This is a genomic window from Streptomyces sp. NPDC093600 (genome assembly GCF_044764755.1).
GTDB lineage: Bacteria > Actinomycetota > Actinomycetes > Streptomycetales > Streptomycetaceae > Streptomyces.
On the sequence record NZ_JBIWIU010000003.1, the window covers coordinates 39,715 to 52,270 of the forward strand.

14 protein-coding genes and 1 pseudogene are annotated in these 12,556 nt (G+C 71.8%); 11 read left to right on the forward strand and 4 right to left on the reverse strand.

The features are described from left to right. Positions 1 to 10 precede the first annotated feature (10 nt). From ACIRB4_RS10185 to ACIRB4_RS10225, 9 genes are all read left to right on the forward strand, one after another. A complete protein-coding gene (locus ACIRB4_RS10185) occupies positions 11 to 439 on the forward strand; it encodes a hypothetical protein (protein WP_403289745.1) in 429 nt (142 codons plus the stop codon). 217 nt (positions 440 to 656) lie between these two features. Next, positions 657 to 1,271, forward strand: coding sequence for a flavodoxin family protein (locus tag ACIRB4_RS10190; protein WP_403289746.1), 615 nt, complete (start codon positions 657 to 659; stop codon positions 1,269 to 1,271). A 53-nt stretch (positions 1,272 to 1,324) separates the two neighbouring features. Further along, complete coding sequence (locus ACIRB4_RS10195; RefSeq protein WP_403289747.1) at positions 1,325 to 1,660, forward strand: hypothetical protein; 336 nt, start codon at positions 1,325 to 1,327, stop codon at positions 1,658 to 1,660. Positions 1,661 to 1,879: 219 nt separating this feature from the next. Continuing rightward, positions 1,880 to 2,035 carry a DUF6131 family protein gene (locus tag ACIRB4_RS10200; protein ID WP_403289748.1) on the forward strand — a complete coding sequence of 52 codons (156 nt, stop codon included), beginning with the start codon at positions 1,880 to 1,882 and terminating at the stop codon, positions 2,033 to 2,035. A gap of 179 nt (positions 2,036 to 2,214) precedes the next feature. Beyond that, positions 2,215 to 3,957 carry a phospholipase D family protein gene (locus tag ACIRB4_RS10205; protein ID WP_403289749.1) on the forward strand — a complete coding sequence of 581 codons (1,743 nt, stop codon included), beginning with the start codon at positions 2,215 to 2,217 and terminating at the stop codon, positions 3,955 to 3,957. A gap of 102 nt (positions 3,958 to 4,059) precedes the next feature. Beyond that, a complete protein-coding gene (locus tag ACIRB4_RS10210) occupies positions 4,060 to 5,394 on the forward strand; it encodes a radical SAM protein (RefSeq protein WP_403289750.1) in 1,335 nt (444 codons plus the stop codon). Between the two features lie 161 nt (positions 5,395 to 5,555). Then, positions 5,556 to 6,314 (forward strand): hypothetical protein, encoded by a 759-nt coding sequence (locus ACIRB4_RS10215; RefSeq protein ID WP_403289751.1) that lies wholly within the window; start codon positions 5,556 to 5,558, stop codon positions 6,312 to 6,314. A gap of 255 nt (positions 6,315 to 6,569) precedes the next feature. Next, positions 6,570 to 7,049: a hypothetical protein gene (locus ACIRB4_RS10220; RefSeq protein WP_403289752.1), complete on the forward strand. Its 480-nt coding sequence runs from the start codon at positions 6,570 to 6,572 to the stop codon at positions 7,047 to 7,049. Between the two features lie 221 nt (positions 7,050 to 7,270). Next, positions 7,271 to 7,888 carry a hypothetical protein gene (locus ACIRB4_RS10225; protein WP_403289753.1) on the forward strand — a complete coding sequence of 206 codons (618 nt, stop codon included), beginning with the start codon at positions 7,271 to 7,273 and terminating at the stop codon, positions 7,886 to 7,888. Between the two features lie 45 nt (positions 7,889 to 7,933). Here ACIRB4_RS10225 and ACIRB4_RS10230 read toward each other — a convergent pair. From ACIRB4_RS10230 to ACIRB4_RS10240, 3 genes and pseudogenes are all read right to left on the reverse strand, one after another. Then, positions 7,934 to 8,112 (reverse strand): annotated as a pseudogene (locus ACIRB4_RS10230) (IS5/IS1182 family transposase); the annotation flags it as partial. 17 nt (positions 8,113 to 8,129) lie between these two features. Then, a complete protein-coding gene (locus ACIRB4_RS10235; RefSeq protein WP_403289754.1) occupies positions 8,130 to 9,059 on the reverse strand; it encodes a ketopantoate reductase family protein in 930 nt (309 codons plus the stop codon). Continuing rightward, positions 9,056 to 9,619, reverse strand: coding sequence for a winged helix-turn-helix transcriptional regulator (locus ACIRB4_RS10240; RefSeq protein ID WP_403289755.1), 564 nt, complete (start codon positions 9,617 to 9,619; stop codon positions 9,056 to 9,058). The genes ACIRB4_RS10235 and ACIRB4_RS10240 overlap by 4 nt, the downstream gene beginning before the upstream one ends. A 100-nt stretch (positions 9,620 to 9,719) precedes the next feature. Here ACIRB4_RS10240 and ACIRB4_RS10245 point away from each other — a divergent pair, with 100 nt between their 5' ends. Beyond that, complete coding sequence (locus ACIRB4_RS10245) at positions 9,720 to 11,141, forward strand: ROK family protein (RefSeq protein WP_403289756.1); 1,422 nt, start codon at positions 9,720 to 9,722, stop codon at positions 11,139 to 11,141. 184 nt (positions 11,142 to 11,325) lie between these two features. After that, complete coding sequence (locus ACIRB4_RS10250; RefSeq protein ID WP_403290411.1) at positions 11,326 to 12,048, forward strand: CDP-alcohol phosphatidyltransferase family protein; 723 nt, start codon at positions 11,326 to 11,328, stop codon at positions 12,046 to 12,048. On the opposite strand, the gene ACIRB4_RS10255 is transcribed toward ACIRB4_RS10250, so the two are convergent. Next, a complete protein-coding gene (locus ACIRB4_RS10255; RefSeq protein ID WP_403289757.1) occupies positions 12,029 to 12,502 on the reverse strand; it encodes an adenylyltransferase/cytidyltransferase family protein in 474 nt (157 codons plus the stop codon). The two genes, ACIRB4_RS10250 and ACIRB4_RS10255, sit on opposite strands and share 20 nt — an antisense overlap. Between the last annotated feature and the right edge of the window lie 54 nt (positions 12,503 to 12,556).

Consider the following 12,556-nt stretch of genomic DNA (forward strand, 5'->3'; position numbering starts at 1 on the left):
GAGGAAACACATGACTGCAGAGAGCGAAAACGCCAGGAATTCCCGCACCACGCAGACCAAGAACACCCAGGCCAAGAAGACGACGGCCAAGCGGGCGGAGTCGAAGGCGTCGAACGCCACGGCCACGGTGGAGTCGGCGGCACGTGACGCCGAGAACTCCGTGTCGGCGAGCGCGCGGTCCGCGGGCGAGGCCACCAAGCGCGTCGGCCGTGCGGCGGCGAGCGGCCTCCAGAGCGGGCAGCAGACCCTGACGGCCAACGCCGCCAAGGCGGCGACCGCGGCCACCACCGCGTGGACGGTCGTCAAGCAGCGGAAGGCCATCGCGGCCGGAGCCGCGGCGGGAGTCGCCGGGGTCGCGGGCGCCGCCTTCGCCATCGGCCGCTCCACCGCCAAGCCGCCGGTCGGACCGCTGACCCGGCTCGCGCGCGGCCGGATCTGACCGAGTACGGACTCACAGGCCCCGGCGGCGCCCGTCCCCGGCCCCGCACCCTCCGGTCCGCCCCGTCACGACGGGGCGGACCGGAGGCATGCGGCGCCGCGGCGACGCCGACGCGGCCGCCGCCGGGGCGGGAAATGCCGCCCGTACGCCGGCTCAGATGCCGCAATCCGGAGCTCGCGCTGACATAGCGGACCTGTCACGGGGTAGCGGGGCACTCATGGACACCACACCACTGCGCGCCGTCGCCCTCGTCTGCAGCCTGTCGCCGTCGCCCGCTCCCTCCAGCTCGCAGCTGCTGGCGGAGCAGACCATGGCCGCGCTCAGCGACCACGGCGTCACGGGCAAGACCATCCGCATCGCCGACCGCAACGTCCTGCCGGGCGTGAAGACGGACATGGGTGACGGGGACGACTGGCCCGAGATCCGGGACACCGTCCTGGGCGCGGACATCCTGGTCCTGTCCACCCCGATCTGGCTCGGCCATCCGTCGAGCATCGCCCAGCGCGTCCTGGAACGCCTGGACGCCGAACTCTCCGAGACGGACGACGAGGGCCGTCTGCTGACGTACGGGAAGGTCGCGGCCGTCTGCGTGGTGGGCAACGAGGACGGCGCGCACAAGGTCAGCGCCGATCTCTTCCAGGGCCTGAACGACGTCGGCTTCACCCTGGCCCCCGGCGCCGTCACGTACTGGGTGGGAGAGGCCATGCAGGGCACCGACTACCTGGACCTCGACGAGCCCCCCAAGGCCACCGCCCAGACCACCGCCACGCTCGCCTCCAACGCGGCGCACCTGGCCCGGCGCCTGAAGGCGGCCCCCTATCCCCCGTCCTGAACGCCGGGGCAGGACCCTCCCAGCAGGCACCGGACAACCGAAGGAGCACGACCATGACCGAGAACAGGCGAGACGAGCACCGCCCCCGGACCACCCCCTCCGAAGCGGTGGGGGAGAGCGGTGACCAGGAGGCGCGGCGCGAGGCGGACGAGGCGGTCGTCGACGACAAGGCCGGCACGCGAGGCACGGAAGGCACGCGAGGCGACGCAGGGGACGCAGGCGACAGAGGCCACGCAGGCGACGGAGGTACGGAGGACACGCGCGGCGCGCAGGGGCACGAGGCCAAGCTGGAGCGCCCCGGTCTCGGGCGCGAGGAGCAGACCCGTCCGTACCCGTCCGGCGTCTCCGGAGCCGACGACGGCGCCCCGTCGCGGAGCGACGACGACTAGGCGGCGGACGGCACGCCATGACCGTGCGCCCGAGAGAAAGCGGCTCGGAAAGGAGCCGATACGCACCGGTCCGTTCCGTCCGACGCCCGCCGGTTCGTTCTCCGCGCAGATTTCTTCGTTCAACGCGAATGAGATGGCGCCGGTGATGGTATTCGCTTCATGCCTTTTCACTCCGTTCTTCTCGGCGGAGTCATCCAATCGGGGTGCAGGGAGGTCGTCGTGATCATTCTCGGAGTGATCCTGCTGATCATCGGTTTCGTCACCGGAATCTCGATTCTCTGGACCATCGGGCTGATCCTGGCCGTGATCGGTCTGGTGCTGTGGATCGCCGGTGCCGCGGGGCACGCCGTGGGCGGCCGATCCCACTACTGGTGATTCGGATCCAGCCGCCTACGGGTGACCGGATCCAGCCGCCGCGAGGCGGCCCGGCCGGCAGCGTGACCGGACCGGAACGCCGTACGCGCGGGGAGACCCGCGCGTACGGCGTTCCCGGCGGCGCCCGGCCGTGAGCGACGAGACGGGAGGACCGATGCCGTGACGGGAGGACCGACGCCGTGACGCGAGCCGACTGGCTCCTGGCGGACGGGGAACGCGGCAACACCGCGACGCGCCTCGACAGGCGACGCCCGGACGGAGCGTGCTGGGCCGAGGGCAACGAGGCCCGGCCCGTGGTCCACGGCGCCGCCTACTTCGCGGAGCTCCTGGCGGGCATCCGCGCGATGCGCGCGGGTGATCTGCTGCTCTTCACCGACTGGCGCGGGGACCCCGACGAGAGGCTCGACGGGGACGGCAGCGAGATCGGCGCCGTCCTGCGTGACGCGGCCGAGCGCGGTGTCATCGTCAAAGGGCTCCTGTGGCGCTCCCACCTGGACAGATTCCGGTTCAGCGAGGAGGAGAACCGCCACCTCGGCGACGAGATCGAGGAGGGCGGCGGCGAGTGCCTGCTCGACATGCGGGTACGGCCCGGCGGCTCGCACCACCAGAAGATGGTGGTGCTGCGCCACCCCGGCCGGCCGGAGCGGGACGTCGCGTACATCGGCGGAATCGACCTCTGCCACGGCCGCAACGACGACGCCGACCACTACGGCGACCCGCATACGCTCCCCTTCGCCGCGGCCTACGGGCCGCGCCCGCCGTGGCACGACGTCCAGCTCGCCCTGCGAGGGCCGGTCGTCGGCGACATCGAGGCCGTCTTCAGGGAGCGATGGGAGGACCCCGCCCCGCTCAGCCGCAGCCCCGTCACCCGCCTGCGAGAGCTGGCGCACCGGGAGGACACCCACGCGGACAGACTGCCGCCGCAGACGCCCGACCCCGAGCCGCGCGGCACCCACACCGTGCAGGTCCTGCGGACCTATCCCAACCGGCTGCTCGGCGGCTACCCCTTCGCCCCCGACGGCGAGCGCAGCATCGCGCGGGCCTACCTCAAGGCGCTGCGCCGGGCCCGGAGCCTGATCTATCTGGAGGACCAGTACCTGTGGTCCCCCCGGGTGGTCGCCTCCTTCGCGGAGGCCCTGCGCAGGCACCCAGGACTGCGGCTGATCGGCGTCATCCCCTCCGTCCCGGAGCAGGACGGCCGGCTCACCCTCGCCATGAACCTCATCGGACGCATCACCGCCCTCGACGCGCTGCGCCGCGCCGGCGGGGACCGGGTCGCCGTGTACGGCCTGGAGAACCACGCAGGAACCCCCGTCTACGTCCACGCCAAGGTGTGCGTGATCGACGACGTATGGGCCTCCATCGGCTCCGACAACGTCAACCTCCGCTCCTGGACCCATGACTCCGAGCTCAGCTGCGCCGTACTCGACCGGAGCACGGACCCGCGGCAGCCGACCGATCCGGGCGGACTGGGCGACGGCGCCCGCGTCTTCGCCCGTGACCTGCGCCTCACGCTCATGCGCGAGCACCTGGACGCCGAGGAGCCGGGGGCGCCCGCGCCCCGGAACGCCGATACGCGTCGGGCGATAGCGGGAGCCCCCGAACCGGCCGCGGCCGCATCGCCGGACGCGCTGCGTGATCCCGGCGTCGCGGGAGCGCGCCGATCCGCCGCGAGCGTGGTGCCGGACGCGGACGCGCTGTGCGACCCCGGCGCCGCCTTCGACGCCTTCCGGGAGACCGCCGCCGCGCTGGACGCCTGGCACGAGGGCGGCCGCGTCGGCCCACGGCCACCGGGCCGGCTGCGCCGGTACGTCCCGCCCGAGCTGCCCCGGACCCAGCGGCTGCTCGCGACTCCGCTGCACCACCTCCTGGTCGACCCCGACGGCCGCCCGCTGCGCCTGCGGCGCCGCAACGCCTTCTGAGAGCGCGACGCCTGCTGCGAGCGCGACGGCCGCCGTCCGGGCTCCGCGCGGCCGGAGATACGCTGCCAGGGATCCTCAACGGAGTCAGGGATGGAGCAGCACATGGAGAGCCTCAGCCGAACCGCGCTGGTCGAGGGCCTGATGGGGCGCTTTCCGCACGTGCCACGGGAAGCCGTGATCAAGGAGGACCTGCTGCGCGGCGGCATGGCCTTCGACGAGTCCGCGCTCAGCGGCACCGCCGACGGGGCCTCCGGTGACGTCAAGCCGAAGTCGTACTTCATCTTCTCCTTCGACCACCGCACACTCCCGGAGCTCGGAGCCGCGGCGCTCAACCGGCCGCCCGAGGAGATCGTCCTCACCGGCGGCCCCTACGACCTGCGCCGTACCGTCGTGTCCGTACGGGTCAACCCGGACTCCCCCTACGTGGTCCGGGCCGGGGAGGACGGCGCGCTCGGGCTCTATCTGGACGGCGTGCGGATCGCGGACGTCGGGCTGCCGCCGATGCCGGAGTACTACCGGCACACGCTGTCGAACGGCAAGTCGGTGATGGAGGTCGCGCCGACCATCCAGTGGGGCTACCTCGTCTATCTGACGGTCTTCCGGGTGTGCCAGTACTTCGGCGCGAAGGAGGAGTGCCAGTTCTGCGACATCAACCACAACTGGCGCCAGCACAAGGCGGCGGGCCGGCCGTACACCGGGGTCAAGCCGGTCGAGGAGGTGCTGGAGGCGCTGGAGATCATCGACCGGTACGACACCGCCGGGACGTCCCGGGCCTACACCCTGACGGGCGGCTCGATCACCTCGCAGGTCGGCGGCCGCGACGAGGCCGACTTCTACGGGCACTACGCGAAGGCGATCGAGGAGCGGTTCCCCGGCCGCTGGATCGGCAAGGTCGTCGCGCAGGCGCTGCCCCGCGACGCCGTCCAGCGCTTCCACGACTACGGCATCCGGATCTACCACCCCAACTTCGAGGTGTGGGACCGCCGGCTGTTCCAGCTGCACTGCCCGGGCAAGGAGCGCTACGTCGGCCGTGACGAGTGGCACCGCAGGATCCTGGACTCGACAGAGGTGTTCGGTCCGCGCAATGTGATCCCCAACTTCGTGGCGGGCATCGAGATGGCCGAGCCCTTCGGGTTCACGAAGGTGAGCGAGGCGATCGACTCCACCGCCGAGGGGCTGCGGTTCTTCATGTCGAACGGGGTCGTCCCGCGGTTCACCACCTGGTGCCCCGAACCGACGACGCCGCTGGGCAAGGCCAACCCCCTGGGCGCGCCGCTGGAGTACCACATCCGTCTCCTGGAGACCTACAGGGCGACGCTGGAGGAGTTCGGCCTCAGCTCCCCGCCCGGCTACGGCCCGGCGGGCCCCGGCCGCGCGGTGTTCTCGGTCAGTTCCTTCATGGACAGCCTGGAGGGGCTGGAACACCCCGACTCCTGAAGGATGGTCTGCGGCACGACCGCGGTGGTGGTGTGCGGTCCCGTGGGAAAGGGGATTGCTCCGCGCCCGGGCGCGGGTGATCATGTGGGGCCGCATGCGCTCGGAGTCTCATGCGGGGGAGCCGCCGACCGGCGGCATGAGAGATCAGAGAGCCACCGCCCATGCGTACGTCCGTCAGAACCGCCGCCGTCACCGCCATGTCCCTCGCCCTCCTCGTCACCGCGTGCGGCGGCGAGAAGAAGGCCGACGAGCAGGGCAAGGGCAAGGCGACCGCGCCCAGCGCCGCCGCCACGCCGACGGCGCCGGCGGCGAAGGTCCTCACGCAGGGTGAGCTGGAGGAGGCGATCGTCGGCCAGGCCGACCTCAAGGGGTACAAGGTCGAGGCGGGCGAGGGCTCCAGGATCGGCTCGAGCGCCGTGATCGTCGACAAGGAGGCGTGCAAGCCCCTCGCCGACGCTGTGAGCGCCATCCCCCACCACCTCGCCTTCGCCACGGCCGAGACCACGGCGGTCGAGCTGCCGAAGAAGGACCCCGCCGCTGAGCCCGGGGAAGCCCTGCTGAAGGGACTCGGAGCACGCGCAACCACTCTGGCCCTCTCTTCGTACGAGGGGGACAGCGCTCAGGAGGCGCTGTCGGCGGTGAAGGCGTCCGGCACGGCGTGCGCCGGCGGCTTCACCGTCACGGTGATGGACGAGAAGACGAAGGTGCGCTCGGTCGCGCCCGCGTCGGTGTCCTTCGGCGACGAGTCGCAGGCGTGGACGGTCACCATGGTCGTGGAAGGCGCCCCGCACGTCACCAATGTCGTCCTCTTCCGCAAGGGCGGCACCGTGGCCCTCGCCGTCACCAACAGCCTCGCGCCCGGCGGCACCGCCACCCTGCCGAAGGCCGTCCTCGCGGCCCAGGAGGCCAAGCTTGGCTGAGCAGGCCCTGCCCTGGGGATTCCGCGCCCGGCGCCTCCGCTCCGCCGTCCTCGCCGCGACCGCCCTCGCCTGCTCCTCACCGCCTGCGGCGGCGAGGCGCGGGACGGCGGCGACGCCGGGGAGCGGGCCGCGGCGGCCGGTGCGGACGCCTCCGCCACCGTCACCCCGGCGGCGGCCGAGACGCTGGGAATCGACGAGCACTTCGAGGCACTGCTGACGCCCGACGACCTCCCGGGCCACCGGCGCCGGGGTGAGGTGGATCTCCAGGTGGTCCCGGCCTCGGCCGTCCGTACCGACGCGCCCGCGTGCAAGCCGATCGCGGACGCCATGTCACGGGTGCCCGGCGACGCGACGGTGGCTCTGTTCCAGCCGATCGGACCCGTCGCGAAGACCCTCACGACGGACGTCACCCTCGGGACGTACACGGGGACGCGTGCCCAGGAGTGGTTCGCCTCCCTGCGGGCGGCGGTGGGGCCGTGCGCGCGGGGCTTCACGGCGACCGACTCCACGGGGACGACGACGTACCGGAAGGCCGAGCCTGACTCCCTTTCGGCGGGCGACGAGGCGCTCGCCTGGGGCCTCACCGTCGAGCGGGACGGGGAGCCGGTGGTCGTCCGGCTCGCGGCGGTCCGCAAGAAGAACAACGTGGCACTGTTCTTCACCCACGACCCCGCGGGCGGAGTCGGCCGGCAGCCGACGGCCGTCATCGACGCGCAGATCGCCAAGCTGCCCTGATACGCCTCCTAGACCGTTTCCTTCGAATCACATGCCGTCGGTACCGGTCGCATCCGTGTAGACCGCACCACGGTCAGAGCCGCGGTCCCATGCTTTGACCGTAAGGCCGCGGCCGGGTGCTGTTTCTCACCACAGAACCTCCTGTCCGGGCACTCACGTATGCGTAGGTCGTCGATCCGGCGCAGACGAAATCATTTGACGGCGTCAGGAGAATGCCTGGCATGGGTACGGACATAAGCGGCTTCATCGAGTATCGGGTGCCGCAAGACGATCAGGAGCCGACCTGGTACAGCGCACACGACCTCAGCTCCCTCAACGATGTCCGCGACTATGACGCGTTCGGTTGTCTCTTCGGGGTCCGCAACTACGCGAACTTCCGTCCCTTGGCCGCAGACCGGGGGTTTCCAGCCGATGCCTCGGCCACCGTGAGTGCGCGGTTCGCCCAGCTGACCGAGTGGTACGGGGAAGACGGCTTTCACAGCACCACGTGGATCACGTGGGCCGAGGTGAAGGCCGTCGACTGGAACGAGCCCGCAGAGAAGCCCGACAGTCGGCTTCACGAATACCACCAGACTTCGAGCGGGCTCAGGATGACGGGCAAGTCCTCCTGGAGTCGCGCATTCGCCGATGCTGTCGGTCTCGAAGCCGGCGAGGCGCGGGAGTGGCCCGAAGGAAGTGAGTGGCTCGTCGGGGACACGCTGTACAGATCAGTCACCATCCGCCGCAGAAATGCCGTCACCGAAACCGGCGAGTGGCAACCCGTCTGGGAAGCCATGAAGGAACTCGCCGAACAGCACGGTGACGACAACGTGCGCCTCGTCGTGTGGTTCGACGACTGAGCAGGACACTGCGACCGCGCATCGCCGCTGGACGCCCCATCCGGGTCATCTCGCTGACCAGATGAAGATGGCGGGGACGTGGAGTCCGGCCAGCTGGATGGGGTCTTGTCGTAGCGGGTGGCCAGGCCGCGCCATTGCTTGAGCCTGTTGATGCACCGCTCGACGGTGTTCCGCTGCTTCTAGGCGTCACGGTCGAAGGCCGGCGGGCGGCCACCGAGCCGGCCTGGTGGCGGCGGTGCAACTAGGAGGCCGGGGACATGACGCGGCGCTGGTGGACGCGGAGGTGGAGGGTGGCCAGGTCAAGGAGCGGGGTCGCCACCGACAGGGCGCGGGCCCGGGCCACCAGGTCGCCGAAGAGGTGCTCGACCTCGGTGGGGCGTCCGGCCGTCAGGTCGCGGTAGAGGGAGGGGACCATCGGGGAACCGGTCGCCGTCACCATGTCGAGGGTCGCGGTCAGCTCCCGCTCCGGTACGGGATGGCCCGCCGCCGCCGACACCGCCGCGGCCTCCGCCAGGACCGCCGGGCCGAGTTCGGCTCCGCCCGGCACGGCGTTGACCTCGCCGACCGTCCCGCGCATCAGGCCGGTGACGGCGCCCAACGTGGTGATGAAGACCCACTTGTGCCACATCGACGCCATCACGTCCCCCGGAACCAGGACGTCGATGCCCGCCTCGTCGAGGACGGCTCGGATCTTCTCCAAGCGGGGCGAGAGCGAGCCGTCCTGTTCACCGATCGTCAGCTGGGCCAGGGGCGCGAGACGGACGATGTCGCCCTCGTCGTTCAGGGTGGTGACCACCTTGGCGACGCCGCCGAGGACCGGCGCGGTGCCGAAGCGGGCGTTGAGGGCGTCGATGTGCGCGAGACCGTTGAGCAGCGGCATGATCGCCGTGTCCGGGCCGACGGCCGGGGCGACGTCCTCGATCGCCTGCTCAAGGGCGGTGGACTTCACGGAGAGCAGGACGAGATCGTAGGGCTCGGCCAGGACGTCGGCGGTGACGAGCCGGGGCTCGACGTGCCACTCCTCCTCCAGCCCGGTGACCCGCAGCCCGCGCTCGCGCAGGACGGTGGCGCGGTGCGGCCGGACCAGGAACGTGACGTCCCGTCCGGCACGGGCCAGCACGGCCCCGAAGTAGCCTCCGGTGGCTCCTGCGCCGACGACCAGGATCTTCATGAGTGCGAGCCTCTCTTGGAGCGTGGAGTGAGCGGGACGTGCGGCAAGGGTTCGAGCAGCCGGTGCGGACGGGCGAGGGCGCGCGTCACCGGATCGTCGTCCTCCGCCGCCGGGGCGAGCCCGGGGCCCGGGGTGACCAGCAGGTCCTCGACCGGGACCGGTGCACCGCAGCCGGTACAGCGCCCGTCGGCCGCGACCGGGGCGTCGTCGTCCGCGTGGCGGAAGATCCGGCGGGGGCCGGCGTCCGCCGCGTAGAACGCGTCGCCCCACTCGGTGAGCGCGCGGACGGCGGGCCAGAGCGCGACGCCCTTGGGAGTGAGCGTGTAGACCTCGCGGCGCCCCGTGTCCGGGAGGCGCCGCAGCACCTCCGCGGCGGTGAGGGTGGTCAGCCGATCGGTCAGCACCGCCCGGGGGAGCCGCAGATGCGCGGCGAACTCCCCGAAACGACGCACCCCGTAGAAGGCGTCACGCACGATCAGCAGCGTCCACCGCTCGCCGATGATCTCCATCGAGCGGGCGAGGGCGCATGTCTGGCCGCTGTAGTCGCGTGGCAGGGGCATGCGGGGGACACTAGCGGAAAGAGTTCGGTGATTGAACTCTTCGTTCGGTGATCGAACCCTTCAGGGGAGGCGGGAGTGAGGAGGTTAGGCTCGGCGCACGATGAAGAAGACTCCGGCGACCGGGGGCGCGCGCCCGGTGGAACCCAAGGCGGACAAGGCGAGCGTGCGCCGGCACAACCTCAGCCTCGTCCTGCGTACGGTTCACGAGGCGGGCGAGACGACCCGCGCGGCGGTCGCGGCGCGCGTCGGGCTGACCAGGGCCGCCGTCTCCTCACTGGTCGAACAGCTCCTTGAGCACGGCTTCCTGGTCGAGTCGGGCAAGACCTTCAGCGGACAGGCGGGGCGGCCCGGGACGGTGCTCAAGGCGGCGGACACCGGTCCGGCGGGCCTCGGCGTCGAGATCAACGTCGACTATGTGTCGGTGTGCGTCGTCGATCTGGCGGGCGCCGACCGGATCCGGATCACTGAGCCCGTCGACAACCGTGCCAACCGCGCGGCCGGCCCCGTCGAGGTCCTGGAGCGGGCGGCGCGGATCGCCGCGCGTGCCCTGGAGGCCGCGGCGGAACGGCGGTTGCGTCCGGTGGGTGTACGGCTCGCCCTGCCCGGTCTCGTCTCCGCCGGCACCGTCCAGCAGGCGCCCAACCTCGGCTGGAACCGTGTGGAGGCCGACCGGCTCTTCGCCGGGGCGCTCGCCGTGCTGCGTCCCGGGCGGCCGGAGCTGCCGGTCGCCTCGGACAACGAGGCGAACGCGGCGGCACTGGCGGAGCTGTGGTTCGGCGCCCTGGGCGCGGTGCGCAGTTTCGTGCACCTCACGGGCGAGATCGGGGTGGGCGGCGCGATCGTGGTCAACGGTGAACTGCTGCGCGGCGCGCACGGGTTCGCCGGAGAGATCGGCCATCTGCCCGTCGACGCCGACGGCCCGCTGTGCCGCTGCGGCTCCCACGGCTGTCTGGAGCAGTACGCGGGCCAGTCCGCCCTGCTCCGAGCGGCCGGCCTCCCGGACCTGACGACGACGGGCGCCCCAGCGACCGCCGCTGCCGAGGCGCCCGTGCCAGACGTGTCCGGCGCGACCACCGCTGCCGAGGCGCCCGTGCCAGACGCGTCCGGCACGACCACCGCTGCCGAGGCGCCCGTGCCAGACGCGTCCGGCACGACCACCGCTGCTGAAGCCCCCGCGTCCGGCGCCTCCGCCGTCGACGAGCTGGTCCGGCGGGTCGACGCCGGGGAGCCCCGTGCCGTGGCCGCCGTCGAGGAGGCCGGGCGGATGCTCGGACTCGCCCTGACCGGCGCGGTGAACCTGCTCGACCCGGAGGCGGTCGTCCTCGGCGGCATCTACCCCCGCCTGATGTCCCGGCTGGCCCCCGCCGTCGAGGCCGAGCTGGGGCGTCGTGTCGTCTCCGGGCTGTGGACCCCCTCCGCGGGCCGCCTCCGCGCCGCTTCCACCTCCGCCGACGCGGCGCGCGGCGCCGCCGCGGTCGTCATCCGGGAAGTCCTCGCCGACCCGCTCGCCCACACCGGCTGACGCACCGGGCGCCGTCCGCGCCGACCACCTTGAGGTATGACGGGGGATCCCCCGGAGGCGCTCGACGCACAGCACAGGAGCCCGCCGAGGAGGACGGCCTCTGGGGGCCGCCCTCCGGTGCTGTCATGATGTGCACCATCGCGTACGACATGTGACCGTACGCATCATGACCCGGGGGGGGTTCGTGGGAACGATCGGGACCGCGCTGACCGAGCTGAGATCCGCCCAGAAGTCCGCGAAAGGGGTCTCCCTCTACTCGCGCTTCGTCAACCGTCCCGTCGGGCGGTACTTCGCCGCCGGAGCGTACGCCGCCGGCCTGACGCCCAATCAAGTGACGGTGATCAGCGCCGCATTCAGCTTCGCCGCCGTCGCCGGCGCGGCGCTCGGGACACCGTCCTGGACGCTCGGCCTCCTGATCTGGCTCGGTCTCGCCGTCGGATTCGCCTTCGACTCCGCGGACGGACAGCTCGCCCGCCTGCGCGGTGGCGGCAGCCCGGCGGGGGAGTGGCTCGACCACGTCGTGGACAGCGCGAAGATCACCGCCCTGCACCTCGCCGTCCTGATCACCTTCTACCGCCACCCCGGACACTACGGAACGGCCGAAGACGCCTGGCTGCTCGTCCCGCTCGGCTTCCAACTCGCCGCCGTGGTCACCTTCTTCGGCGGACTGCTGACCGAGAAGCTCACCCCGCGTCCCGCGCCCGGGGCCCCGGCGCAGGCGCCCTCCACGGTGCGCGCGGTGGCCCTGCTCCCCGTCGACCACGGCGTCTTCTGCCTGGTCTTCCTCCTCCTCGGAGCAGGCTCGGTCTTCCGCTGGGCCTACACCGTGCTGGGCGTCTTCAGCGTCCTGTTCCTCGTCGCCTTCCTGGCGAAGTGGTTCCGGGAACTCAGCGCTGTGCGTCGCTGATCACGGCAGGACGTCCGGGCTCCTGCGTCAACAGGTCGAGCGAGCGCCGGAGTTGCGTGCTGGAGGTGTGCACCGTGTACGGGAAGTAGACGATCTCCACGCCCACCCCCGCGAAGTCCCGCTCCAGCTTCTCCCCCTTCGGCGTGCCTCGCCAGTCGTCGCCCTTGAACAGCACGTCGAACCGGACCTGCGACCAGGTCTCCAGCTTGTCCGGCGCGGTCTCCACGAAGGCCGCGTCCACGTATTTCACGCTGCGTACGATCTCCAGGCGCTCCACCAGCGGAATCATCGGGCGGCGGCCCTTGGCCAGCTCCGCCATCTCGTCCGAGACCACCCCGGCCACCAGGTAGTCGCACTGACTGCGCGCGTGGCGAAGGATGTTGAGATGTCCGATGTGAAAGAGGTCGTACGCCCCCGGCGCGTATCCGACCCGGTACGGCCTGCCTGCGGTCATGTGGGAACCCCCCCAGGTGCGTTCGCGCTCCCCAGCGCGAAGGACTTTCCGACG

What these genes read in the sequence shown, in the direction of transcription:
- ACIRB4_RS10185 (WP_403289745.1), top strand. Translation starts at nt 11, where the DNA reads ATGACTGCAGAGAGCGAAAACGCCAGGAATTCCCGCACCACGCAGACC.
- ACIRB4_RS10190 (WP_403289746.1), top strand. Translation starts at nt 657, where the DNA reads ATGGACACCACACCACTGCGCGCCGTCGCCCTCGTCTGCAGCCTGTCG.
- ACIRB4_RS10195 (WP_403289747.1), top strand. Translation starts at nt 1,325, where the DNA reads ATGACCGAGAACAGGCGAGACGAGCACCGCCCCCGGACCACCCCCTCC.
- ACIRB4_RS10210 (WP_403289750.1), top strand. Translation starts at nt 4,060, where the DNA reads ATGGAGAGCCTCAGCCGAACCGCGCTGGTCGAGGGCCTGATGGGGCGC.
- ACIRB4_RS10215 (WP_403289751.1), top strand. Translation starts at nt 5,556, where the DNA reads ATGCGTACGTCCGTCAGAACCGCCGCCGTCACCGCCATGTCCCTCGCC.
- ACIRB4_RS10225 (WP_403289753.1), top strand. Translation starts at nt 7,271, where the DNA reads ATGGGTACGGACATAAGCGGCTTCATCGAGTATCGGGTGCCGCAAGAC.
- ACIRB4_RS10235 (WP_403289754.1), bottom strand. Translation starts at nt 9,059, where the DNA reads ATGAAGATCCTGGTCGTCGGCGCAGGAGCCACCGGAGGCTACTTCGGG.
- ACIRB4_RS10240 (WP_403289755.1), bottom strand. Translation starts at nt 9,619, where the DNA reads ATGCCCCTGCCACGCGACTACAGCGGCCAGACATGCGCCCTCGCCCGC.
- ACIRB4_RS10245 (WP_403289756.1), top strand. Translation starts at nt 9,720, where the DNA reads ATGAAGAAGACTCCGGCGACCGGGGGCGCGCGCCCGGTGGAACCCAAG.
- ACIRB4_RS10255 (WP_403289757.1), bottom strand. Translation starts at nt 12,502, where the DNA reads ATGACCGCAGGCAGGCCGTACCGGGTCGGATACGCGCCGGGGGCGTAC.